General features: G+C 45.2%; 21 protein-coding genes and 1 other annotated feature. Of the genes, 3 read left to right on the top strand and 18 right to left on the bottom strand.

What is annotated here, in order from left to right; genetic code table 11:
- Window positions 1-35: 35 nt before the first annotated feature.
- The 10 genes from argJ to ENLAB_RS11165 form a co-directional block, all read right to left on the bottom strand.
- A complete protein-coding gene (argJ, locus tag ENLAB_RS11210) occupies window positions 36-1226 on the bottom strand; it encodes a bifunctional glutamate N-acetyltransferase/amino-acid acetyltransferase ArgJ (protein ID WP_200125880.1) in 1191 nt (396 codons plus the stop codon).
- A gap of 78 nt (window positions 1227-1304) precedes the next feature.
- Window positions 1305-2327 carry an N-acetyl-gamma-glutamyl-phosphate reductase gene (argC, locus tag ENLAB_RS11205; protein ID WP_200125878.1) on the bottom strand — a complete coding sequence of 341 codons (1023 nt, stop codon included), beginning with the start codon at window positions 2325-2327 and terminating at the stop codon, window positions 1305-1307.
- A 146-nt stretch (window positions 2328-2473) separates the two neighbouring features.
- Window positions 2474-3619, bottom strand: coding sequence for an acetylornithine transaminase (argD, locus tag ENLAB_RS11200; protein WP_200125877.1), 1146 nt, complete (start codon window positions 3617-3619; stop codon window positions 2474-2476).
- A 204-nt stretch (window positions 3620-3823) separates the two neighbouring features.
- Entirely contained in the window at window positions 3824-5704 is a 1881-nt protein-coding gene (locus tag ENLAB_RS11195; RefSeq protein WP_200125875.1) for an ABC transporter ATP-binding protein, read from the bottom strand.
- On the bottom strand, window positions 5701-7428 hold the full coding sequence (locus ENLAB_RS11190) for an ABC transporter ATP-binding protein (protein ID WP_200125873.1): 1728 nt from the start codon (window positions 7426-7428) through the stop codon (window positions 5701-5703). The genes ENLAB_RS11195 and ENLAB_RS11190 overlap by 4 nt, the downstream gene beginning before the upstream one ends.
- Window positions 7421-8089, bottom strand: coding sequence for a TetR/AcrR family transcriptional regulator (locus ENLAB_RS11185; protein ID WP_077453958.1), 669 nt, complete (start codon window positions 8087-8089; stop codon window positions 7421-7423). The genes ENLAB_RS11190 and ENLAB_RS11185 overlap by 8 nt, the downstream gene beginning before the upstream one ends.
- Window positions 8090-8354: 265 nt before the next feature.
- The gene (locus ENLAB_RS11180) at window positions 8355-9386 is read right to left on the bottom strand and encodes an LPXTG cell wall anchor domain-containing protein (RefSeq protein ID WP_077453959.1); all 1032 of its coding nucleotides are present in this window, start codon (window positions 9384-9386) and stop codon (window positions 8355-8357) included.
- Window positions 9387-9514: 128 nt separating this feature from the next.
- Entirely contained in the window at window positions 9515-11530 is a 2016-nt protein-coding gene (locus ENLAB_RS11175; RefSeq protein ID WP_244351136.1) for a glucose PTS transporter subunit IIA, read from the bottom strand.
- Window positions 11530-12438, bottom strand: a complete 909-nt coding sequence (gene murQ, locus ENLAB_RS11170) for an N-acetylmuramic acid 6-phosphate etherase (RefSeq protein WP_244351134.1) — start codon at window positions 12436-12438, stop codon at window positions 11530-11532. The genes ENLAB_RS11175 and murQ overlap by 1 nt, the downstream gene beginning before the upstream one ends.
- Window positions 12431-13495, bottom strand: coding sequence for a DUF871 domain-containing protein (locus ENLAB_RS11165; RefSeq protein ID WP_244351132.1), 1065 nt, complete (start codon window positions 13493-13495; stop codon window positions 12431-12433). Before ENLAB_RS11165 ends, murQ begins: the two co-directional genes overlap by 8 nt.
- 246 nt (window positions 13496-13741) lie before the next feature.
- On the opposite strand from ENLAB_RS11165, the gene def reads away from it, so the two are divergent.
- Window positions 13742-14305, top strand: coding sequence for a peptide deformylase (gene def, locus ENLAB_RS11160; protein WP_005227211.1), 564 nt, complete (start codon window positions 13742-13744; stop codon window positions 14303-14305).
- 92 nt (window positions 14306-14397) lie between these two features.
- Here def and ENLAB_RS11155 read toward each other — a convergent pair whose 3' ends face one another.
- From ENLAB_RS11155 to ENLAB_RS11125, 7 genes are all read right to left on the bottom strand, one after another.
- Window positions 14398-15606, bottom strand: coding sequence for a M20 family metallopeptidase (locus ENLAB_RS11155; RefSeq protein WP_081118270.1), 1209 nt, complete (start codon window positions 15604-15606; stop codon window positions 14398-14400).
- A gap of 58 nt (window positions 15607-15664) precedes the next feature.
- On the bottom strand, window positions 15665-16504 hold the full coding sequence (locus ENLAB_RS11150; RefSeq protein WP_081118269.1) for a MetQ/NlpA family ABC transporter substrate-binding protein: 840 nt from the start codon (window positions 16502-16504) through the stop codon (window positions 15665-15667).
- 52 nt (window positions 16505-16556) lie between these two features.
- Window positions 16557-17237, bottom strand: a complete 681-nt coding sequence (locus ENLAB_RS11145) for a methionine ABC transporter permease (RefSeq protein ID WP_010748680.1) — start codon at window positions 17235-17237, stop codon at window positions 16557-16559.
- Complete coding sequence (locus tag ENLAB_RS11140) at window positions 17238-18314, bottom strand: methionine ABC transporter ATP-binding protein (protein WP_086293864.1); 1077 nt, start codon at window positions 18312-18314, stop codon at window positions 17238-17240. It abuts the gene before it with no gap.
- Window positions 18315-18673: 359 nt separating this feature from the next.
- Window positions 18674-18912 (bottom strand) — a binding site (T-box leader).
- Window positions 18913-19032: 120 nt separating this feature from the next.
- Window positions 19033-19557 carry a transcription repressor NadR gene (locus ENLAB_RS11135; protein WP_200125866.1) on the bottom strand — a complete coding sequence of 175 codons (525 nt, stop codon included), beginning with the start codon at window positions 19555-19557 and terminating at the stop codon, window positions 19033-19035.
- Window positions 19554-20402: a chorismate mutase gene (locus tag ENLAB_RS11130; RefSeq protein WP_081118266.1), complete on the bottom strand. Its 849-nt coding sequence runs from the start codon at window positions 20400-20402 to the stop codon at window positions 19554-19556. The genes ENLAB_RS11135 and ENLAB_RS11130 overlap by 4 nt, the downstream gene beginning before the upstream one ends.
- Window positions 20403-20415: 13 nt before the next feature.
- Window positions 20416-21108 carry an NAD-dependent protein deacylase gene (locus ENLAB_RS11125; protein WP_140965120.1) on the bottom strand — a complete coding sequence of 231 codons (693 nt, stop codon included), beginning with the start codon at window positions 21106-21108 and terminating at the stop codon, window positions 20416-20418.
- A 157-nt stretch (window positions 21109-21265) separates the two neighbouring features.
- On the opposite strand from ENLAB_RS11125, the gene ENLAB_RS11120 reads away from it, so the two are divergent.
- Together ENLAB_RS11120 and ENLAB_RS11115 are read left to right on the top strand one after the other, a co-directional pair.
- Complete coding sequence (locus ENLAB_RS11120) at window positions 21266-21934, top strand: response regulator transcription factor (protein ID WP_200125864.1); 669 nt, start codon at window positions 21266-21268, stop codon at window positions 21932-21934.
- Between the two features lie 14 nt (window positions 21935-21948).
- On the top strand, window positions 21949-22854 hold the full coding sequence (locus ENLAB_RS11115) for a sensor histidine kinase (RefSeq protein ID WP_200125862.1): 906 nt from the start codon (window positions 21949-21951) through the stop codon (window positions 22852-22854).
- A 73-nt stretch (window positions 22855-22927) separates the two neighbouring features.
- Here the strand turns inward: ENLAB_RS11115 and ENLAB_RS11110 are convergent, their stop codons facing one another.
- Window positions 22928-23689: a DUF2705 family protein gene (locus tag ENLAB_RS11110; protein ID WP_200125861.1), complete on the bottom strand. Its 762-nt coding sequence runs from the start codon at window positions 23687-23689 to the stop codon at window positions 22928-22930.
- Between the last annotated feature and the right edge of the window lies 1 nt (window position 23690).

The following is a 23690-nucleotide window of genomic DNA, read 5'->3' as shown; positions in this document are numbered from 1 at the left end:
CTACTCGCTCCTTTTTGTCTAGTACCTGATTTGTATTAGGTATGATATAGTGCGTTGATTTTCACATAGTCATACGTCAGATCACAGCCCCAAGCGGTGCCAACACCAGCCCCTTCTTTCAGCTCAACAGCGACTTTGACTTCATTTTCCGCCAACTGTTCTTGCATGATGGTTTCGTCAAAAGCTACCGGTGTCCCTTGGACAAAGACGGGAATGTCGGCTAATGCGATCGATACCGTTGCTGGATCGATGGGTTGCCCACTATAACCTACTGCACATAAGATACGCCCCCAGTTTGGGTCTTTGCCAAAGAGGGCTGTTTTGACCAGCGGGGAACCGACGATGGTTTTGCTGATCATTCGGGCTGCTTCATCCGTCACCGCTCCACTCGTGTGAGCTTCGATCAATTTGCTGGCGCCTTCTCCATCCTTCGCAATTGCTTTGGCTAGTGTGGTCAGAACTGCTTTGAGCATCCCTTTAAACTCCTGATAAGCTGGCGTATCGGCTTCGATCGTTGGATTTTTGGCTAACCCGTTGGCTAAAACTAACACCATATCATTGGTGGATGTATCGCCATCGACCGTGATTTGATTGAAGGTAACGTCGGTCAATTCTTTCAGCAGTGCTTGCAAGAGTGCTGGAGCGATCGCCGCATCGGTCGTAACAAATGCCAGCATCGTGGCCATATTGGGATGGATCATACCAGACCCTTTGGCACAGCCCGCAACAGTCACCGTTTTGTCAGCGATCGTTGATTGGATAACACTGCTTTTTTCAGTCAGATCCGTCGTCAAAATCGCTCTTTGAAATCGGTGGGCATCCCCTTGCCTGTTTAGTTGCTGAATCCCTGCAGTGATTTTTTCCATCGGTAAGCTCTTACCAATGATCCCGGTGGAGGCTACCGCAAAGGCTTCGGGACTCGTATGCAGCTGGGCTGCTGCCAATTCTGCCATCTCTTGTGCATCTTTTAAACCTTGCTCCCCGGTACAAGCATTGGCATTGCCCGCATTGACGATCACGCCTTGCAAGGTGCCTGCTTGCATTTTTTCCTTTGTAACGAGAATGGGTGCCGCTTGTACTTGATTGGTGGTAAAGACTGCCGCAGCACTGGCTGGCACTTCAGAGACGATCCAACCAAGATCGACTTTCTCTTTCTTCAGACCGCAATGCAGACCGTCGGCAAAAAAACCTTTGGGGGTTGCGATCGTTCCTTCGATTTCTTTCATTTTCTTTCCTCCTACTGCCACCTTTTTGCGGATTGTCCACTGGCTGACACGAGTATCCTCACGCGTCTGTTGGCTATTTTATGGATATAACGGTGCTTGCATAAGACCAGTCGTTTCTGGTATCTTTGCCCATCGATTGAAGTTTTGGATCGCTTGGCCAGCAGCCCCTTTGCCTAAATTATCGATCACTGCGACAACGGTCAACACTTGGGTCAGCGGATTGAAACATATGCCAATGTCACAAAAATTCGTTCCCGTCACTTGCCGCAGCTCGGGCAGCTTTCCTAACGGTTGCACTCGGACAAATGGATGGTCTTGATACGTTTTTATGTACTGCTCACAGATGTCCTCTTGCGAAATCGCGTCTTTGATAGGCGCATAAAGCGTCATAAAGATCCCTCTTTTGACAGGCAGTAAGCTGGTAGAAAATTGGATCGGCGGCATTGCTTGATCCCATTGCTGAAACTGCTGCATGATCTCTGGAATATGCTGATGCTGATTTGGCTTATACATCGTCATGTTATCCGCAGCGGTTGCAAAGTGACTGCTGTCCGTCAATTTCTTACCAGCACCCGACAAACCCGACTTGCCATCAAAAATCAACGTACCGCTGAATAGTTTTTGCTGAACCAACGGCGCAGCCGCTAAAATGGCAGCAGTCGCATAACAGCCTGGATTGGCGATCAAATTGCCAGGAGTCGGTGCAAACTCAGGCAGCGAATAGGTCGCTTGTGCCAACAACTCGGCAGGTGCAGCTTCTTGGTGATACCATTTTTGATAGCTATCCCGATCCTTCAATCGCAGATCACCAGAAAGGTCAATCACTGGAAAGTCATTTGCGACAAGAGTCGCTGCGAGTTCTTTGCTGATTCCAGCAGGAGTCGCAAAAAACACGAGTTGATTTTCCTTTTGGATTTTTTCTGCATCAAAAGGTTCGATCAGCTGCTCTGTCAGTCCAATTAAATGAGGATACAAAACTGATGAATTTTCATGCATAGAATGACTATGCAAGGTGCCCACCTCCAATTGGGGATGCTGCTGGATCAAACGAATCAATTCAATTCCGGTATACCCTGTTACACCAACGATTGCTGCCTTCAAACACGTCACTCCTCAAAAGAATTTACTTAAGATTATAAGAAACTCCCATCGCTCTGTCAATGGTTATTTATAAAGATATTCAAAATAAATTCCCTGTTATTCGGTTTTTATAAGGAAAAATGCCCAAAAAATCTATTTTTATACAATTATGCTAAGATCGCTTGTAAAATCGCCAATGCTGCTTTCGTTTCCTCTTGCGAGATCGTTAAGGGTGGCAGCAAGCGCAAAACCTTGGTACCCGCCTTTAATGCAAGGAGGCCTTGGTTCCGCAGTTGGGTCAACACGGATTGCAAGCTTTCCGAATCGGCTAATTCGATACCGATCATCAGTCCTTTCCCACGTATCTCCTGCACCTTAGATAGTCCTTGCAATCCGTCGAAAAACTGCTGCTGACGCAAGTGAACATTGACTTGAATGTCCTCTTCTTTCAACACACTACAAACGGCACTAGCAGCGGCCATCGCTAATTTATTGCCACCAAAGGTCGAACCGTGACTACCGGGTCCAAAAGCCGTTTGCAAGTGGCTTTTGCCTAGCATCGCTCCGACAGGGATCCCGTTACCAAGCCCTTTTGCTACAGTAAAAAGATCAGGTTCAATGCCATATCCTTCAAAAGCAAACAGTGTTCCTGTCCGTCCCATCCCGGTTTGGATCTCATCCACCACTAGCAGTGCTCCCTGCTCCTGACAAAGGGCTGCCACCGCTTGGACCCATGCCACCTCAGCAGGGATCACGCCGCCTTCGCCTTGGATCAATTCTAAAAACACGGCTGCCGTCTGCTCATCTAATACGGATTGCAATGCCTCAAGGTCATTAAAGGGTACATACACCATCTCTGGTACTAACGGTCCAAACCCATCATGGATACTACTTTGCCCAGTCAAAGACATCGCCCCAAAGGTCCGACCATGGAAAGATTGTTCAAAACTAATAACCTTACTACGTCCCGTCGCTTTGCGAGCCAGCTTTAAAGCAGCTTCGTTCGCCTCAGCACCGCTATTACAAAAATAAGCCAGATACGGCTCGTCTGATGCGTTCTTTTGATTTTGGGTCAGCTTTTGAGCAACTTCTTCTTGCAGCTGGCTATCATACAAATTCGGCACATGCCAAATCTGCTCTGCTTGTGCCATCAAAGCAGCTTGCACTTTGGGATGTCCATAACCGAGATTGACGACCCCGATGCCGCTTGTTAAATCTAAATATTGGTTACCTTGCGAATCTACCACATAGCTGCCGCTGCCTTGCTGGATATCGATGGGCAAACGGCTGTAATTAGGAAAAAGATGACTCATTGGTTTCACTCCTTGTCTTGGTTCATTCGAAATTATGTATTAATATACATTTTAATCCAGATAATTGCAATAAATATTTAAAATAAAGCGGGAAAAATTCATAAAAAAAAGAAAGCAGTGACAATCACTGCTTTCTTTCAGTCAACCTTTGGCGGTCTGTTTATTATCATTTGGGGAAGAATTTCTTTCATTACAAACAGTGGATCACGCCACTTCTTCTGAAAATTGACTGTTATACAGGTCTGCATAGAAACCGTTTTGTGCCATCAATTCTTCATGATTTCCAGTCTCAACAATAGACCCGTGATTCATCACGATAATATTGTCAGCATCACGAATCGTAGATAGACGGTGAGCAACCACAAAGCTGGTCCGATTTTCTAACAAACGACCCATTGCTTTTTGGATCAAAATCTCTGTCCGCGTATCGACACTGGAAGTTGCCTCATCCAAAATCAAGACATCTGGATCCGCTAAGAAGGCACGAGCGATTGTGATCAGCTGACGTTGACCTTGGGAGATATTGCTGGCTTCTTCATTCAAGACCGTATCATAGCCTTCTGGCAATTTGCGAACAAAATCATCCACATGGGCAGCTTTCGCCGCAGCAATCACTTGTTCTTTGGTCGCTTTTTCATTTCCATAATGAATGTTGTCATAGATGGAGCCGGTAAACAACCACGTATCTTGCAGCACCATCGAGATATTACTACGCAACTCATCACGAGTCAAGTCTCGGGTATCTTTGCCATCGTAACGAATGCTGCCGCCAGAAACATCATAAAAACGTTCCAAGAGATTGATCAGCGTGGTTTTCCCAGCGCCAGTTGGTCCTACGATAGCCACCATCTCACCAGCTTTGACATCCAGATTAAAATCAGTCATCAATAATTTATCTGGAGAATAACCAAATTGAACATGATCGAAACGAACTTTGTATTCACTGTCTTCCACTGGTAAACCAGAAGGCTCATCATTCATTTCTTCTTCATCCAAGACTTCAAAGACCCGTTCGGCAGATGCAACGGTTGATTGGATGGTGTTTAGCAAGCTAGCGATTTGAGTGATCGGTTGGGAGAATTGATTGGTGTATTGCAAGAATGCTTGCACATCCCCTAACGTCATGTTCCCATTCGCCACTTTGATCCCACCAAGGACAGCCACGAAGACATAGCCCAAGTTTTTAATGAAGTTCATCAAAGGCATAATGATCGCTGAAATAAATTGGGCTTTCCAACCAGCAGAATACAGACGGTCATTTTCTTCTTCAAAAACGACTTGATCGGCGGCTTCATGGTTGAAAGTTTTGACAACTGTGTGACCGCCGTAAGTTTCTTCGACTTGGTCATTGAGCAATCCTAAACTTTTTTGTTGTGCCGCAAAGAATTTTTGCGATTTTGGTGCGACGATCATCACGACGATCAAGCTTAAAGGAACCGTTGCTAAAGCAACCAAAGTCAGTTGCCAACTGATCGTCAGCATCATCCACAAAACCCCGATAAAGGTCACGACACTCGTAATAAATTGGGTCAAGTTTTGTTGCAAGGTACTTGCGATATTATCCATATCATTGATCGCCCGTGACATGATATCCCCATTTGAGTGAGTATCATAGTAAGAGATCGGCAAGCGGTTCATTTTTTCATCTAAGTCACGACGCAGCTCATAAACCGTTCGTTGCGAGACACGAGTCATAATAAACTGTTGTAGAAAGTTGAAGACGGCTGAAATCACATACATGCCGATCGCAATCAAAATGATTTGACCAACTTTCTCAAAATCGATAGGAAATTCTGTCACCTGTTGGCCGGCTTGCATCTGTTGTGCACCGATCATGACACCTTTAAAAATTTCAGTGGTCGCTTCCCCTAAAATTTTCGGTGTTTGGATTTGGAAGATCACGGCTGCGATCGCTAAAACGAAGACGGCAATGATAGCGATAGAGCGTTTCGACATGTACCCGAAAAGCCGTTTGACCGTTCCCCAAAAGTTTTTGGCTTTTGGTCCTTTGGCACCGATGTTACGGCCCGGACCGCCACCCATTGGTCCGCCACGGTGTTGTGTTGTTGTTTTCTTTTCACTCATGCAAGATCCTCCTCTCTCAATTGTGAAGAAACGATTTCTTGGTAGGTTTCATTGTCTGCCATTAATGATTCATGGGTTCCTTTTCCTACGAGTTGTCCTTCATCCAATACTAAAATCGTATCGGCATCCATGACGGTGCTGACCCGTTGGGCAACCACGACCATAATGCTGTCTTGCATGTCGCGTTTCAGCGCTGCACGTAAGTTGGCATCGGTTTTGAAGTCCAGTGCGGAGAAGGAATCATCAAAGACATAGACATCTGCATGTTTCACTAACGCACGAGCGATCGCTAAACGTTGACGTTGTCCACCAGAGAAGTTGCCGCCGCCTTGTTCTACACGGCTATCTAAGCCATCTGCCAGTTCGGAGACAAAATCTTTGGCTTGGGCGATCTCTAAGGCTTGCCAGATTTCTTCGTCTGTCGCATCGGGTTTTCCGTATTTCATATTTTCACGAATGGTACCGGAAAACAGTACCGCTTTTTGTGGAACAAAGCCCACGACTTCTCGTAGATTGTGCTGGGTGACTTCTGCAATATTGACCCCATTGATTTTGATTGCACCAGATTCCACATCGTACAAACGAGGCAAGAGATTGACTAAGGTCGTTTTCCCTGAGCCCGTCCCACCGATGATGGCAACAAAATCACCAGATTTTGCTTGAAAATCAATATCTTCCAACGCCAATTTCTCAGCGCCTTGGTAGCGATACGCCACATGGTCAAAGGCCAAGGTTGCTTGATCCCCTTGTAAGCTCAATGTCGCTGGTGTTTTGGGATCGAGAATTTCATCTTCTTCATTTAAGACTTCGTTGATCCGGTCAGCCGAAGCTTGGGCTCTTGGCACCATCACGAAGATCATTGACAGCATCATAAAGCTGATCAAAATTTGCATTGCATAGGTCATAAACGCAATCAAGTTTCCGACTTCTAAGGTCATTTCTGCAATATAATGACCGCCAAACCACGTGATGGCAATGTTCGTCCCACTCATGATCAACGTCATCAATGGCATCATCAAGGCCACGATGGTATTTACTTTAATCGCGGTGTGGGTGTAATCTTTGTTGGCTTCATCAAAGCGGTTTGCTTCATAATCCGTTTTGTCAAATGCCCGAATGACCCGGACCCCCGTCAAGCCTTCACGAAAGACTAAGTTCAAACGGTCGGTTTTCTTTTGCATACTTTTGAATAAAGGAACGGCAAAATACATAATACCGCCGACCAATACCAGCATGATAGGAATAACGACTAAAAAGATTCTCGTTAATTGGGCATCTTTTTGATAGGCCAAGAAGCTCGCCCCAATCAGTGTGATCGGTGCATTGATCATCATACGTAAAAACATTTGCGTCACCATTTGAATTTGGTTGACGTCGTTGGTGGTCCGTGTGATCAATGATGCGGTCCCGAATTTATCGAAAGAACGAGAAGAAAAATTCTCAACTTTTTGGTAAATGTCCGAACGTAGTTTTTGTCCTAATTTTTGTGATTCTCTTGTTGCGAAATACGTATTTCCTAAAGCGGCGATGATACTGATCAATGAAAAGCCGATCATGTAAAAGCCGGTTTTCCAAATGTAATCAATGTCGCCTGTCGCCACACCATTGTTGATAATGTTGGAAGTCAATGTCGGTAGATACAAATCAGAAACGACTTGGATCACCATAAACACCACTGCCATGATGATGGAAATGACGGATACGCGTTTTATCAGCTTAATCATAGGTTTCCCCTCTTTCTTTTTTTGCGCCCTCTCTTAACCAGCGGACTTTACTGTTGAAATCAGCGATCGCTTCGGCAGGATCATAGTCTGGATCAAACGCTGATTGGCGATAGGCTTCGGCAATCGTCGAAAAGACGGTATGCATCAGCAGCTGGATCAACATTTTCAACTCATGGTCGTCTTTTACTTTCAATAAATCTTTGTCGATTTCTGACAAAAAGATGGCTTGCTGCTTCTGCCGATCGGCTTTGTGTTCTTGATGCATCTTGTGCTGCATCTCTGGCACGACTTTATGGAAGGAACGATAATCCATACTCATAAATAAATTGCGGTAAAAGTTTGCATTTTTGCCTTTAAAAACCTCGGCGATCATCCGTGAAAAGTACCATTCGAACCCCGCAAATAGATCCCCATTTTCATGTTGGATCGATTTCAGCAGGTCTCGCTGACTATTTTTTTTCAACGTATGGAAATAATAGTAGTAAAGATCTTCTTTGTTTTCGAAGTATTGGTAAAAACTCCCCCGAGGAATTTCGGCATCTTTGATGATGTTGGCGATCGAGGCGTCTTTCAAAGGCAGCCTGGAAAATTCTTTTTTCGCCGCATTTAAAATGCGCTTTTGTTTTTCCGGCGGCAAGTGAAAAAATGTATCTGTCGGCATCACAAGCATCTCCTTTCTAATTAAAATAAATCACAGCTCTCAATATGACACGATGTCATATGACACTGTGTCATTATACACCCTTCACCAGAGAATGCAAGAATTTAAATTTGACTTTTTTATGAAGGAATCGATTCTGGTCTTTTTATAAAAGGCGTTATTTGAAAAGAAATCATAAATGAAATTTCTGAAAACAAAAAACCTTCGTTTCCCTGATGGAAAACGAAGGTTGCTATTTTTTCATTCTGCCTATTATAAATAACGTTCATTTTTTCTTTCGGCGCCATAAAATCAAGAAAACGATCAGCAGCAGGATGATCCCTGCGATCAATAAGGTATAGCTTGGCGCTTCATTGGTTTTAGGTAATGTTTTTTCGCCATCGGCAGTAGCGTTGGCCTCTTTCGAAGAAGTCGTTGTCGCTGTTTCTTGAGCGGTCGTCGATGTTGCGGTCGCTTCTTCAGTCGTACTCGTTTGCGTGCCTGTAGGCAGATACATGGAATCATTTGCCGCTTGAATGATATAAGAGATCCGTCCTGGAACAAAGGCACCTGGATCGACTTGCATCTCTTGTTCCATCTGATTCAAATTGGTTAAAATCGAAATCATCCATTCGTTGGAAACGGCTTGATTCAAATGTAAAAAGACTCCGTCTGCTGGATAGACGACCCGTAAATATTCCTGCAACTGATCCACGACAGGAATCAGGTCAGCAAAACTGGCGTAGCTATTCGCATCAAAAGCCAGTTGTGGCTCAATGGCTTCCCAGGATAACGTCTGATCGACAAACAAGGCACCGATGATTTTTGCCAAGTAAGCAATATCAAAGCCCATCGCATCACTAGAATAACGTAGTGCTAGGCGATTGCCATTGATCAATTCTTCATCTGTCAACTGGTCCAACTGTTCTTGGGTAAATGCGGTCACACTGCCTTCAGTGATCCCTTGAGTTAAGGCACTACGTAGCGAACTAGGTTCATCAGCTAACGTGTTGATCTCATTGACGTTTTGCGTCCCTGTCTCTGCTTGGATCGAGGCAATAACGGCTTCGGAATCGACTGGCTCTTGATTCTCGTCAGCTGTAGTTTCTGAAGTAGCGGATTGATCCGTTTCTTGGTCTTCCGCTGTACTTTCTTGGGCAGAATTTTGGATCTGCTCACTATCTGTTTGCCCTTCTGATGAAAGCGTCTCGCTAACGGCAACCGGATTGTCACTTCCACTCGTAGCCGTTTCATCTGCATGAACCATCAATGGTGAAAATGCCAGCGTCATTAGTCCGAACCAAATTATTTTTTTCATCGTCATTGCCTCCTCGAATGGGATTTCTCCCTTTGTAACGAAACTGTAACATAAAGACCTCGTTTCCGCAATCAATTTAGTAACTTCTTAAAAAAAACCTCTATCTTTATCAGATAGAGGTTTTACCATTATTTTATCGTTGCCACATGCATGACTGCTTGACCTGCTTTTGTTTCCGCGATCGGTAACAGTTCAACGTTGGCTGCTTGGTCCATATTGGTGATAATCACGAGCATCTCAGTAGCTTTGCCTTTGGCTGTCAACTGCGCCAAATCGACTTGGGCAACTTGGGTGGCTGGTGTCACGGCTTGGCCTTCCTCCACCAGGATCTCAAAAGGTGCTCCTTGCAATTCGACGGTGTCGACCCCCATGTGCAGCAGAATCTCTAGCCCGCTGGCAGTCTTGATCCCCAATGCATGTTTCGTTGGAAAAATCGTCGTGATGGTCCCTGCTACTGGTGCAAAGATCGCCCCATTGTCTGGCAAGACAAAATACCCGTCGCCCATCATTTTTTGCGAAAATACCGGATCACTTGATGCACTGATCGATTTTGTCGTACCTGTTGCTACTGCGTATAAGGGGGTATCGATCGTTGTTGCTGATGAATTTGCTGCCGTTTCCTTTGCCGCCGTTTCACTCGTTTCTTTTGGTTGCGATTGCACGGAAGTGACGGTTGCAGCTGATTTTGCCTCCTCTGCCTCGCTTTCTTTGACTGCTTCTAAGCGATCTTTCGGAATCCCAAAGAAGTAGGTGGCAACGAAGCCGCCAGCATAGCCTGCTAACAAGCCGAAAATATAGCCCATCCAACGGCCGTTGGCAATCAATGGAATCAAAGCTAACCCTGATGGTCCAATCGCCGTTGCGCCGATATTTGTCAAAGCGCCAATGACCGCACCACCGATCCCACCACCAATACAAGCAGTGATAAATGGTCGACCTAATGGCAATGTCACTCCGTAGATCAATGGTTCGCCAATGCCTAAAATCCCAACTGGCAATGCACCTTTGATCATTTCAGAAAGCTCTTTGTCTTTACGTAGTCGTACCCATAAGGCTAAAGCTGCTCCGACTTGACCGGCACCAGCCATGGCTAAAATCGGTAATAATTGCGTGCTGCCTGTTGCCTCGATCATTTGGATGTGGATCGGGGTCAAAATTTGATGCAAACCAAACATGACCATTGGTAGGAAGGCCGCCCCTAAGACAAACCCAGAAAAAGCCCCGCCCACATTCAAGACCCAAGTGATCGAACCGACTAAGCTGTCAGAGATCAGGCCGGCCAATGGCATGATCAAAAAAATCTCCGTCAAACCGATGATCAACAAACACAACGTCGGGGTCACGATAATATCGATCGCTTCAGGAATCACTCGATGCAGCACTGCCTCTAATTTCGCCAAAAGCCATACAGCGAAGATCACACCGATGATCCCCCCTTGGTTGGCAGCTAACGCTTCGCCAGTGAACAAGTTTTGGATCGGGGCTTCTGGGTTCATACCTGTCAGCAAGATGATCGAACCGATCACTCCACCAAGGGTTGGATTGGCTTTAAAGACCTGCGCAGCATTGACCCCAGTAAAGATCGCTAAATAGGTGAACATCCCATTTCTGAGGACGTTTAAAATCATGACATAATAATTCCAAGTGTCTCCATCTAATCGCCCAGCCGTGATCATGTTGGTCAGAACGGAGGCGATCCCTGCAACGAGTCCTGCACCAACGAAGGCTGGAATCATTGGAACAAAGATATTTGAAATGTCTTTCAGCAGCGACTTCAATGGTGATGATTTTTGTTTGGCTTTTTGGGCTGCTTTCATTTCTGCCGTTTTTTCTGATAACGCCTCTTTGCCTGATTTTTGTTGCGGGATCTCTTGCCCTAAATCAACACCGGCTTTTGCCACCATTGCGTTGGCTACTTTGTTGACTTTCCCTGGTCCGATAATGACTTGCAGCTGCTCGTCATTGACGACCCCCATCACACCGGGAATCTCTTTTAACCCTTGTTGATCGACCTTGTCGTGGTCGCGGACGGTCATTCGTACGCGAGTCATACAGTGATTGACTGTTTCTACGTTGTCCATTCCGCCGGCTTCTTGAAAAATCTTCTCCGCTAACTCTTCTACCGTCAGTGTTTCTTTTGCCATTACTTTTCTCCTCCTAACGCCGTTTTGACAAACCCTTGTGCCGTGGCAAGTTTTGCTTGTGCTTCGTCTTTCGTGCTATCCGTCAACAGCATCACGATCGCCAATTTGACATTCTGATCTGCTTCTTCAAATGCCGCGGCGGCTGTTTCATAATCAGCTTCAGTTGCCTGCATGATGATCCGTTTTGAGCGTTCCACCAATTTTTCGTTGGTCGCTTTCACGTCGACCATCAAATTATTGTAGACTTTGCCGATCCCTACCATCGATAACGTCGAGATCATATTCAAAATCAATTTTTGGGCCGTCCCAGATTTTAAACGAGTCGAACCCGTCAGAAACTCTGGGCCACAATCGACTTCAATTGGAAAGCTGGCATGTTGAGAGATCTCCGCATCTTTGTTACAAGCGATCGTAGCCGTTGTGGCACCAAGCTCATTGGCGTAATCAAGAGCCCCAATCACGTAAGGAGTTCTACCACTGGCAGCGATCCCGATCACCATATCATTTGAGTTCAACTTCAGATCGACAAGGTCTTGTTTCCCTAGCGTTAAGGAGTCTTCTGCTCCTTCGACAGCGACCGTCATCGCTTCTTCGCCACCGGCGATCAGACCAACCACCATCTCTGGTGATACCCCAAAGGTTGGGACACATTCGGCCGCATCCAAGACGCCTAATCGACCACTCGTACCAGCGCCAAGATAAATCAAGCGTCCGCCTTTTTTAAAAGCAGCGATAGTTTGTTCAATGACTTTTTCAATACTAGGAATTTCTTTTTCCACTGCATAGGAAACTTTTTGATCTTCTTGGTTCATTTTTTGACACGCTTCTAAAATCGTCATTTCATCTAAATTGCTCGTTTCGCTATTGCGTCGTTCGGTCGTTAATTTGTCTAAATTGATTTTATTCATTGGAATCATCTCTTTCTAATTTAAATCGCATCCCTGCTTTGATTTGTTGGATCAAAGGCAGATCGGCTGGTATCACCTGAGCGGCGAGGTTGACTTTGGGGTCTGCAGGCAATGATCGTTTGCACACCTGGATCTCTCCCATATAGCGCAAGTACTCTTGGTTATCGATCGTCACAGCACCCATTGGCCGCTCTTGACTAAGTTCAGGTTTGACTTCTGGAATGGCATTGAAACGGGCATCGGCGCTACGCAAGACATCTCGAGCTTCATCGTAACGATTTTGGTGATTCCCTAGTACGTGTTCAAAGTAAGTCGAACCAAGATCTTTGACCCGCAAAACGATCCGCGCTTCTTGCAGATACGTCGCAAACTGCTGCGCACTTTTTGCAGAAACCATCCCATCACCGATGTAAACAGCATCAACTGAGCCGGTAGCCAACAAGTCGATCGCTGCGGCAAACGGCGACCAGTTGCGGTGTCTTTCCAGTGTGGGTAATCCTTGAAATAACGGTCCGCGTTTCTTGGCATCTCCTGGAACAAAGGCTTGGACAAAAAAGCCTTGTGCTTTCAACCAGCGGTTCTTCTCCTGAAACCAGTCAGCATCCAGTCCCGTTTCTGGTCGAGGGTAATAATTGTGCCAAGCTTCCAATCGAGTAAAATCGGCTCCATACGCCTGCAGCTCTCGAATGTCTTTTTCCGTTAATGTACTGGCATTCAAACTGATGGTCATTTCCTTTGAAAAAGCAGCGATTTGCTGATTGTCGATCGCATAATCCATTCGTAAACCAGTGACACCGATCTCCCTTAGTTCCGCCAGATTGTCGATGGAAAAGCCCGCTTCTGCTAAGGCGTTTCCAGAAATATCTACCATTAAAGACAGCTGATGGTCTTTTGCGAAACCTCCCAAGTCCGTCAGACGCTGCCGATAGGTACTGCGATCGTCTTCTGGTATGTGCATGGAGGTGAAAATCCCTTTAAAGCCTGATGCCATCGCAGTCATCTGCTCAAGTTCTGCTGCCGTCAAGTCTTCGTTCATAAATACAGAAAAGCCGAACATCTCTTTGCCTCCTTGGTGAGTCACTTTCGTGATACCGTTTTCTATAAAAGCATTATAACTGATTCCTTTCTCGTTCGCAACTATATTTCATAATAAAATCACAAATATAGAAATATCGTTTCATTTAATAAGAAAGCTTTACCCTTTAAACTTTCTTATGCCCTTCTTTCTACAGTTATGGTACACTTTATTAGGAACGAAACTTGCTTTCGTCATTTTTACATAGTAGGAGGAATCACATCATCAATGATTACAATGGATGATATTATTCGCGAAGGCAATCCAACCTTGCGTGAAGTAGCAAAAGAAGTACCTTTTCCTTTAAGCGAAGAAGATATCGCACTGGGAAAAGAAATGATGACCTTTTTAGAAAACAGCCAAGACCCAGTCAAGGCAGAAGAACTTGAATTAAGAGGCGGCGTTGGTCTAGCAGCTCCTCAATTAGATATTTCAAAACGAATCACAGCGGTCCTCGTCCCTAGCAGCGACCCAGAAAAAACTGAACCTGATTTTAAAGATGTTCTATACAATCCCAAAATTTTAAGTCATTCCGTGCAAGAAGCTTGTCTGGGTGAAGGCGAGGGCTGTCTGTCCGTGGACCGTGAAGTGCCCGGCTACGTGGTGCGCCATGCCCGGATCACGATCAGCTATTACGACATTAACGGCAAAAAGAAAAAAGTTCGTTTGAAGAACTATCCTGCGATCGTCGTTCAGCATGAGATCGATCATTTGAACGGGGTCATGTTCTACGATCATATCAATCAGCAAAATCCTTTTTCATTAAAAGAAGGCATTTTAGTCATCGACTAACAAAAAAGTCTCTACCGACATTTTGCGGCAGAGACTTTTTTTCTTCTATATTATTGAGTATCCTCTGGATATCTTCTTTCACGATTTTGGCATTAATTGCCTTTCGCTAAACTTTCTTGATGATCGGCTTTGATTTTTTCTAATAACGCCGGTTGCTCAAAAAGATCTAACGCTGTCAGGGCTAAAAGTTCAGCCGCGATAGCGATCGACTGCAAGCCTTTTTCACTCTTAGCAGCGGCTTTGAATTCTTCCGAATGCCCCGCAATGTAGTCATCTGAAATCGAAACGGTGGGTTGGATCGTCGGGATCACTTGACTGACATTGCCGACATCAGAAGAACCAAGACTTGCTTTTGCTTCCGTATCGATCTCATCGGCAGGTACGCCCGCTTCTTGGGCATGGGCGAAGAAAATCTCATCAAAACTTGGTGTCACGATCACATCATCGACGGAGTTTTGGAACAAGCCGAATTCATAGGTCGCTCCCGTGGCTAAAGCGGCTCCTTTGACGATGTTTTCGACTTTCTCGTAGACATCATTCAAGGTTGCTCGATTGGCTGCTCGTAAATAAAAACGACCGGCTGCATATTCTGGCACGACATTGGCTGCCACGCCGCCATCGGTGATCACACCATGAATATTGACGTCTTTTGGTAAATGCAGGCGCAACCCATTGATCCCGTTAAAGACTTGCAACAATGCTTCTAACGCGTTGATGCCTTTTTCTGGTGCTGCTGCCGCATGGGAAGCTCGACCATAGAACTTGATATCCACTGGATCATTGGCTAATGACGCTGTCGTTTTGCCATAGCGATGGGCTGGATGGACACAAAGAGCGGCATCGACATCATTGAAGAACCCTTCACGGACAAAACTACCTTTAGCGGAACCATTTTCTCCACCTTCTTCTCCTGGCGTCCCATAGACTCGAATCTCCCCGCCGAGCTCATCGATGAAAGGTTGTAGAGCACTGGCAGCTAAGACGGAATAAGTCCCGAAGAGATTGTGTCCGCAGGCATGACCGATGCCAGGTAACGCATCATACTCGGCTAAAAAGGCAATCGTCGGACCAGGTTTCCCACTGACATAGCGGGCATCAAAGCCGGTGCGATGGCCTGCCACATCCTTTTTGACAGCAAAGCCTTCTTTTTCTAATTGGGCGATCAGGGCATCGGCTGAGTAAAACTCATAGTTGCTGACTTCTGGGTGATTATGGATATCTAATGCCAAGGCTTGATAAGCGGCTAAACGCTCTTGGATAAATGGTTTAATCGTTGCTTTTGTAATAGTTGCTGTTGTCATAATCAAATCTCTCCTTTTTATACATGCTTTTTCAGTTTTTTATCAAATTACATGGTGCTTATTTTGCTCCAAAGGTTTCCCAAGCAGGAACACTTGATCCTTTTGACGTTTCCTCGATGACTTTTTTCGTATCCTCTGTTTGGTAAGCAGCGACCACTTTTTGGTATACTTCATTGTCTTCATCTTCTTTACGGGCGGCAATGATGTTGACATAAGGACGGGCCGTTTCATCAACAGGCTCTAAAAAGATCGCATCTTCGGTTGGTACAAATCCTGCATCTACCGCCATGCCGCTATTGATGACCGAAACATCGACATCGGAAAGTGCCCGAGCGGTTTGCGCTGCATCAAGTTCTGAAATTTCTAAGTTCAAACGGTTTTCTGTAATATCCGCGACCGTTGGTGTTTGTCCGGCTGCTTCATCCACTTTGATCAATCCAGCTGATTGTAACAAAAGCAATGCCCGACCACCATTGGTCACATCATTAGGGATCGCAACTTTAGCTCCTTCAGCCAAGTCGTTGACATCCGTCACTTTGTCGGAATAAATACCTAATGGTGCATTGACTGTATTGCCGATCGATACGAGATCAGTACCAAATTCTTCATTATAGTTGTCCAAGAAAAATTGGTGTTGGAATGAATTGAGGTCGATGGAACCATCAGCCAAGGCTGCGTTGGGTTGGTTGTAATCAGAAAATTGGACATATTCTAAATTGATGCCTTCGTCTTTCAAACGATCTTTGACATCATCCCAGACATCGGTGTCTGCACCAATCACCCCTAATTTCACCGTGACTTCTTCTTGATCATTGGCTGCGGCACTGCCATTGTTTCCGCATCCTGTAATAAATAATAATGCTGCCCCTAAGACGATTGATTGTACGAATTTTTTCATTTTTTCTTCCTCCATAGACTTGCTTGTTTTTTTATTTGTACGTAAGTGGTGGTCAGTGTGATACTCGTTTAATGAGTAGGTTGCTGACAAATTGACTGATAAAAACGAATACTAAGATGATCAAGGTCGCCATGATCGTAACATCGGTCTGGAATCGGTTGTACCCGCGGGTGATGGCTAAGTTTCCTAAACCGCCAGCGCCGACTGCTCCTGCCATGGCGGTCAATCCGATCACATTGATCACGGTCAATGCAGAGACCCGAATAATTCCCGCCACGCCTTCTGGCAAATAGACCCGAAAAATGATACCGAAAGGACTGGTGCCCATCGCTTCAGCTGCCTCCACGACACCGGGGTCAACTTCTAGCAAGGCAATCTCGATCTGCCGAGCAAAGAAAGGAATGATCCCAGCAATCAGAGGAACCAATGCTGCTGTTTCGCCGATGGTCGTTCCGACAAGGAATCTGGTAAAGGTTCCTAGTAACGTCAATAAGATAATGAAAGGGATCGAGCGCACCACATTGATGACTTTATCGAGAAATTCAAAGAGCGGTCGATTTTCTAAAATCCCATTCGGTCGAGTCACTACCAAAACGATCCCTAACAAGATGCCTAAGATGCCCGCGATCAAAGAGGTCCAAAAAACCATATACAAGGTTTGGATCGTTGCTGTCACAAATTCATCTTGGATCGCAACAACATTGGGAAAATATCTTTCTAATAAGGCAGCCATCTAAAATCCTCCTTTAATTACATTGTTTAATGGTTCTGCATGATTTTCTTTTAAAATATTGGTGTAAACCCCTTGAGACTTCAAATATTCTAAGGCATGTTTACGCTGTTGGTATTCGCCGGATAAGCTAACGACTAAGCTGCCGATCGGCACTTCTTGCAAGATCTCCACGTTGCCGTAAAGAATATTGGTGGTCACTTTGTAGCGGCTGTACAATTGGGCGATCAGTGGTTCATTGGTTTGATCCCCCACATAGGACAGCTCCACCAGCCATTCGTTCGGTGCCAAGGAAGAAAATTTCGAACTGCCAAGGATCGTTTCTAAGGCTTGGTCGATGTGTGTCGCCGTTCGGATGAAATCTTTGGTCAAAGGTTTTTCTGGTTGGCTGAAAATCTGAACGCTTGAGCCTTGCTCGATGACTTCGCCGTCTTCCATCACTGCCACTTTGTTGCAGATTTCTTTGACAACTTGCATCTCATGGGTAATAATCACGATGGTCAAGCCGAGGGTTCGATTTAATTTTTTCAACAAAGCCAATATCTGTAAGGTCGTTTTCGGATCAAGGGCGCTAGTTGCCTCATCACACAACAAGATCTCTGGATCATTTGCCAAAGCTCTGGCGATGGCGACCCGCTGTTTTTGTCCTCCAGATAGTTGGCTAGGAAACGCTTGGGCTTTTTCTTCCAATCCAACAAGCGCCAGCAGCTCGGTAACTTTTTGATGACGTTCCTGTTTGGACCGTCCCCCATATTTCAAGGAAAAATCCACGTTATCAAAAACATTGCGACTGTCCATCAAGTTGAAGTGCTGAAAGATCATTCCGATCGTTTTCCGTTTTTCTCGCAGAGCTTTCGCCGAAAGCGTGGTCAGCTCCGTGCCATTGACGACGACGCTGCCGCTGCTTGGTCGCTGCAATAAGTTGATTACACGGACGAGTGTACTTTTCCCGGCGCCTGAGTAACCCACGATGCCGTACACGTCCCCTTTGTCGATCTCGATCGATACGTTTTTGACCGCTTGGATCGCGGGTTTCTTTGGTTGATTGAATGTTACTGATATGTCTTTTAATGAAATCATCGTCTTCCCCCTAGTTCTTGTCTTTTTCAATAAAAAAGGCATCCTCAAACAAGTCACTTGTGACTTGTTTGAGGACGCCTTTTTGCGTGTTACCACCTCAGTTTAAGCTGCACTCGCATACAGCTCCTTTTCGAGTACGATCATACTCTAGCCAGATAACGGTCGCTACCGTCGTCGCCTTGCAAACTACTGCTCGGAACGAATCACTCCTTGGCCATTTTCTAAAAGTCGTTTGATGCTTCTTTTCAGCTACCGAAGCTCTCTGTTGAAAAAACGTGCTTTTGTACTTACCAATTCTTCGTGTGTGGTGCTATTTGATTTTTAGGTATAAAAAAAATCCTTTTACCAGCGTTTGCTAGTAAAAGGACGAATACTCGTGTTACCACCTTTTGTTTAGAAGGTTTCCCTTCCCTCAACCCAACGTCTAGTCGTGCTAGAGATTGGTGCACTTTGTAACGGTAGTGCGCATCCGTGATTGCCTACTTATCGACAATCAATCCTCCAAGGCCATTTTTCATCGCTTCTGACTTGACTCTTTCCACCAACCAGAGTCTCTCTTTAAAGTATCCGCGGTTACTTTCCTTCTCAACAGATTCATTATTCTTGTTGAGTTGTACTTTACTGGAAAATGAACGCCTTGTCAACAAAAAATCACAATTTTTTCATCTAAGTGTTCCCCAAGACTGCCGATAGCGTCCTTGCCAGAATGGTTTACGCCTCAATTTTGGTAGAGCATGCCTTTTTCTGCTAACTGTTGTTTGGCTTTTTCCAGAGCCGCAGGATCAGTGTAGCGCAACGTATGCAAGTGTACCCCATTGGTTAAATCTGAGAGCAAGCGGGCCTCTGCATGTTTGGTTTTGTTGATGAAATCAGTCACGTCTTGGTTTGTTTGAATCTGCAAATTGCCAGTGATCTCTCCATAGATCTCATGCTCAACGATGACATCGACCACTTCCACACCACAAGCGACAAAGATGCGCAATTCTTCTTCCGTTTGTTCAGGTCGATGCTGTACCGCTAGCTTACTGACATGTCCTGCCTCATCCAACAGCGCTTGCAGACGATAGCCGCGAGCCGTAGCCACAATTGCTTCACCAGCTGCTCGCAATAAGGCAATGTCCCCAACGATGATTTGACGGCTGACTCCGAGGGATTCTGCCAGTTTGCTGGCACTGATCGCTTTGTCCGCTTGCTTCAATGCCGCTAAAATGTTTTCTCGACGTGTTGCTCCATCCATACTCATTCCTCCAATTGATTCTCTTGATAGGTTTTTGAGTGGTTCATAATTGATTGAAACATAGCCAAAATCGTTTCTTCGTAGGCTTGATTAGAAATTGCCTGCCGAATGTTTTCCAGCACTTTCTCTTCACGATTTTCATCTAATACCGGCAGTTGACTGCTTTTCTTCAATTGCACGATTTCATTGACCGTGCTCATACGTTTTTCCAAAAGATGCGTGAGTTGCCAATCAATGTCATCGATCGCTGCCCGCTGAACAGCCAAAGGATCTTGCTGATTGTTTTCTTCTTCCAAGTCGATCGTCTTGATGACCCGTGCCGGATTTCCCGCCAGCACAACATTGTCTGGGAATGATTTTGTAACGACACTGCCAGCCCCCACCACGACATTGTTGCCTAAGCGGACCCCTGGCAAAATCGTGGCCGCACCACCGATCCATGCGTTATCGCCAATCACGATCGGGGCCCCTAATTCTAAGCCGCTGTTTCGTTTGACCGGATGTAATGGATGCGTCGCCGTAAACAACCGAACATTGGGTGCCAGCATACAGTTGTCGCCAAAGGTAATGGGACAAACATCTAATAGCACACAGTCGTAGTTAGCATAGAAGTTTTTGCCCACAGAAATATTGTAGCCATAATCAAAGCGGACATTCGGTTCGATATAGATTCGTCCAGTCACAGAGCCGAAAGTTTCTTTTAGTAACTGCTCTTTGATTGTTGTATCAGTTTCTTGGTTGATTAGGTTCATTTGTTCACGGGCATACTTTCGATCTGCCACCAATTCTGGATCTGGGGAAAAGTACAATTCGCCAGCAATCATTTTCTCTTTTTCGGTACGTTGTGTCATATCATAAACTCCTTCATTCAATTTTCTGGAAAAACGTTTCGGCTGCTGCGGTCAACATGCCATATTCATTCGGGATCGCCAATGGTTCCTTATTGATGACCAACACCTGCTGGCTGTAATCGACTAACCCTGCAAAAGGATAGACTTGCAGCGAAGTCCCCACGACCATCGTCAGGTCGGCTTGAGCAACGGCTTGAATGGCTCCTTCAATGGTTTCATCCGTAAATCCTTCCCCGTAAAGCACGATCGCTGGCCGAATCTGACCGCCACATCCTGCATGGTGCCAATCCTGCAAATATGCTTGCCAAGGTACCGGATTGCCGCATTTTCGGCAATAACAGTTGTACAAGGAGCCGTGAAAATCGATTCTTTGGTGACTGCCTGCTTTTTCATGCAAGCCATCGATGTTTTGCGAAACGACCCAGACGGTTTTCTTCGCTTGCAGCTCAGCCATTTTTTGATGAATAATATTAGGCTGTGCTTGAGGATGGTAGAGGTGCTTGACGAACTGATAAAATGTTTCCGGTTCGTTTTCTAAACAGTCATGGCTTAACAAATACTCTGGCTGGGCCACTCCTTGATAGACCCCTTTTAAGGAACGGTAATCAGGAATGCCCGATGGGGTCGAAACACCGGCACCCGTCAAAAAGGTCACCGATGATGCGGCGGTGACCGCTGCGATTGCTTGCTCAATAGATACCTTCATCGTTCTAACTTCCTTTATGGCTTTTCTCTTATTCTAACCGAAAAAGAACCGTTTTTGCGAAAAATCAGCCATTTTCTTTTTTAAAAGCAACTAATGCTTTTTCTTGCGGAATTGCTTATAATAGATGCAATAAATGCAAGGAGACTGGGAAAACCAAATGAAAATTTTGATTATCGAAGACAACAATGAGATCAGCGAAATGTTGGCTACTATTTTAGCAGCTGACTATACCGTCCAGCAAGCCTATTCAGGCACGGAAGGTCTGCTGCTTTTTCAGCAAGATGCTTTCGACTTGATTTTGCTAGATCGAATGCTCCCCGGTAAAGATGGGACACAAGTCTTGCAAGAAATTCGCCAAACCTCCACGGTCCCCGTCATTATCTTGACTGCCTTAGATGAACCAGCCGATGTTTCCACCCTTTTGCTGGCGGGTGCCAATGATTACTTGACCAAACCCTTCAATGTCGAAGAATTAAAGGCCCGTATCATTGTTCAATTGCGCACAAATAAACAAACCCCTCCAGTTGCCAGCAGCCACTCGTATAAAAACATTCAACTGTTGCCTGACTCGTTTCAGCTGCAACGAGAAGAAGCAACGGTTCAGTTAAAGAAAAAGGAGTTTGAGATTTTTTCCCTGCTCTTAACCAACCCCAAAAAAGTGTATACGAAAGAAATGCTCTATGAAGCGGTTTGGCAGGAACCTTATTACGGTGAAGAAAACACGATCAATGTCCATATCAGCCATTTACGCAGCAAAATCAAAACACTCGATCCAGATGAAGCGTATATCGATACTGTCTGGGGCATCGGCATCAAGCTAGCTTAAAAAGGAGGAACCCCATGCATATACTTCAGTTTTTCGCCGCTTTGATCGTTGTGTTATTGTTGGGCTATTGGTTTTTCTTACTATATGATCTAAAAAAGTACCACCAGCAATTAGCAAGAATCAGCGAAATCGAAACAAATCAAGAGATCCATCTGCAGACCCGCATCCCCGCTTTAAAAGCGATCGCCTTGCTAAACAATCAGATACTTAGAAAAAATAAGCAGCAACACTATCAAATGCTGCAAGAAAACCAGCAGTTGGAACAAGCCATTCAAAATATCTCTCACGACTTGCGCACACCTTTAACGGTCGCCAGCGGCTACACACAACTGCTGCAAGCCGATAAGACCCTCACCCCGCAACAACTACAGCTGCTGGATAAAGTCAGCAGCAACCTAGAAAAAGTCGAAAATCATCTGGAACAGTTATTGACCTATCAGCGTCTCAAAGACAATCAACTGGCTTTGACTTTGGAAGAATTCGATCTTTCTCGTTTATTGGAAGAAGAACTACTCCAGCTTTATCCTTCTTTTGAGGAAAACCATTTATCACTGACGGTTGCGATCCAACCCAACATCATGATCATTTCAGATAAAAAAAGCTGGCAACGAATTTTCCAAAATGTCCTTGGTAACCTGCTGGAACATGGCATTGAAACGGGGACGATCCGCTTGAATCAGCAAGGAGAGCGCATCGTTTTCCAACAGGAAAATCAGCTGAAGGCACCGATCCAGCACCCAGAAAAATTGACCCACCGCTTTTATACGGAAGACCTTTCGCGGCATAAACAGCAAGCCGGACTTGGTCTGTATATCATCGCGGCATTGACTAATGCATTAGACGGCAAAATCCAATTGGATACAACCGAAGAGACGTTTCGTTTGACTTTGTTTTGGCAGCAGTCCGTTGAATCCTACTAACTCATAGCTATACACAAAAAACACCCAATCGCTCGACCTTCACTAGTCGATACGGTTGGGCATTTTTCTGCTCTTACAATTCTTGTCTCTTAAACACCAGATGCGCAGCCAAAAGACAAAGCAGCAAACTGATTAGGCTCCCAAGAAAAATTGGTTGGACTGTTTTCCATGTTTGGAAAGTAGTCATGGTCACCATCTCTAACCCACCTTGAAAGTCCAAGTATTCTAAAAACTTCCAGTTGGGTAAGGAGATTCGGGCAATCGCAAAGGCCATCGGAATAAAAATCGTCGCCAATACGCTGACTGCTGTATTTTTGGTTAAATACAGAACTAGCACTGCAAAAGAGGACGTCGCTAATAAAATCAGTACAAAACTAACGAAATAATACAACAAGTTTTCTATCTGTGAAAGGTCATTATAACCAATCCCCCCAATAACCGTTCCCGCTACAAAGCTCACCACACAAATCGCGACGATCTGTAAGACCAGTACCAACGCATATACCAAGAATTTCCCAAAAAGATAAGCGGGTTTAGAGACACCGACGGTAATGATATTCTTCATGGTCCCTTTCGTGTACTCACTGCCTAAGACCTGCATCACCAATGGCAAGGAGTAATACAGCAACATGGAAGACAGACTGGTCTGGATCGCCAGAAAGCCAGTCATTTCCGTAAGGCTACCTGCTGTTTGCGTACTATCCCCAAGAGTGACCCCTACACTACCCTTGGAAACAACGGATAAAATCACCAACAATAAAATAATTCCTTCTGTGATCCAAAAACTTTTACTTCTTGATAAACGATACAAATCGGCTCGAATAAAATTCAACATC

This window comes from Enterococcus innesii (assembly GCF_022846515.1).
Classification (GTDB): Bacteria; Bacillota; Bacilli; order Lactobacillales; family Enterococcaceae; genus Enterococcus_D; species Enterococcus_D innesii.
The sequence above is the reverse complement of the archived record's forward strand: the minus strand, read 5'-3'. Positions and strand labels throughout refer to the sequence as shown.

Bases quoted from the DNA above. Each gene is read 5' to 3' on its own strand.
- argJ (WP_200125880.1), bottom strand. From the start codon at position 1,226: ATGAAAGAAATCGAAGGAACGATCGCAACCCCCAAAGGTTTTTTTGCC.
- argD (WP_200125877.1), bottom strand. From the start codon at position 3,619: ATGAGTCATCTTTTTCCTAATTACAGCCGTTTGCCCATCGATATCCAG.
- ENLAB_RS11175 (WP_244351136.1), bottom strand. From the start codon at position 11,530: ATGGCAAAAGAAACACTGACGGTAGAAGAGTTAGCGGAGAAGATTTTT.
- murQ (WP_244351134.1), bottom strand. From the start codon at position 12,438: ATGAATAAAATCAATTTAGACAAATTAACGACCGAACGACGCAATAGC.
- ENLAB_RS11180 (WP_077453959.1), bottom strand. From the start codon at position 9,386: ATGAAAAAAATAATTTGGTTCGGACTAATGACGCTGGCATTTTCACCA.
- ENLAB_RS11130 (WP_081118266.1), bottom strand. From the start codon at position 20,402: ATGACACAACGTACCGAAAAAGAGAAAATGATTGCTGGCGAATTGTAC.
- ENLAB_RS11115 (WP_200125862.1), top strand. From the start codon at position 21,949: ATGCATATACTTCAGTTTTTCGCCGCTTTGATCGTTGTGTTATTGTTG.
- ENLAB_RS11190 (WP_200125873.1), bottom strand. From the start codon at position 7,428: ATGATTAAGCTGATAAAACGCGTATCCGTCATTTCCATCATCATGGCA.
- ENLAB_RS11165 (WP_244351132.1), bottom strand. From the start codon at position 13,495: ATGTTCGGCTTTTCTGTATTTATGAACGAAGACTTGACGGCAGCAGAA.
- ENLAB_RS11110 (WP_200125861.1), bottom strand. From the start codon at position 23,689: ATGTTGAATTTTATTCGAGCCGATTTGTATCGTTTATCAAGAAGTAAA.
- ENLAB_RS11150 (WP_081118269.1), bottom strand. From the start codon at position 16,504: ATGAAAAAATTCGTACAATCAATCGTCTTAGGGGCAGCATTATTATTT.
- ENLAB_RS11185 (WP_077453958.1), bottom strand. From the start codon at position 8,089: ATGCCGACAGATACATTTTTTCACTTGCCGCCGGAAAAACAAAAGCGC.
- ENLAB_RS11195 (WP_200125875.1), bottom strand. From the start codon at position 5,704: ATGAGTGAAAAGAAAACAACAACACAACACCGTGGCGGACCAATGGGT.
- def (WP_005227211.1), top strand. From the start codon at position 13,742: ATGATTACAATGGATGATATTATTCGCGAAGGCAATCCAACCTTGCGT.
- ENLAB_RS11140 (WP_086293864.1), bottom strand. From the start codon at position 18,314: ATGATTTCATTAAAAGACATATCAGTAACATTCAATCAACCAAAGAAA.
- ENLAB_RS11125 (WP_140965120.1), bottom strand. From the start codon at position 21,108: ATGAAGGTATCTATTGAGCAAGCAATCGCAGCGGTCACCGCCGCATCA.
- ENLAB_RS11155 (WP_081118270.1), bottom strand. From the start codon at position 15,606: ATGACAACAGCAACTATTACAAAAGCAACGATTAAACCATTTATCCAA.
- ENLAB_RS11120 (WP_200125864.1), top strand. From the start codon at position 21,266: ATGAAAATTTTGATTATCGAAGACAACAATGAGATCAGCGAAATGTTG.
- ENLAB_RS11145 (WP_010748680.1), bottom strand. From the start codon at position 17,237: ATGGCTGCCTTATTAGAAAGATATTTTCCCAATGTTGTTGCGATCCAA.
- ENLAB_RS11135 (WP_200125866.1), bottom strand. From the start codon at position 19,557: ATGAGTATGGATGGAGCAACACGTCGAGAAAACATTTTAGCGGCATTG.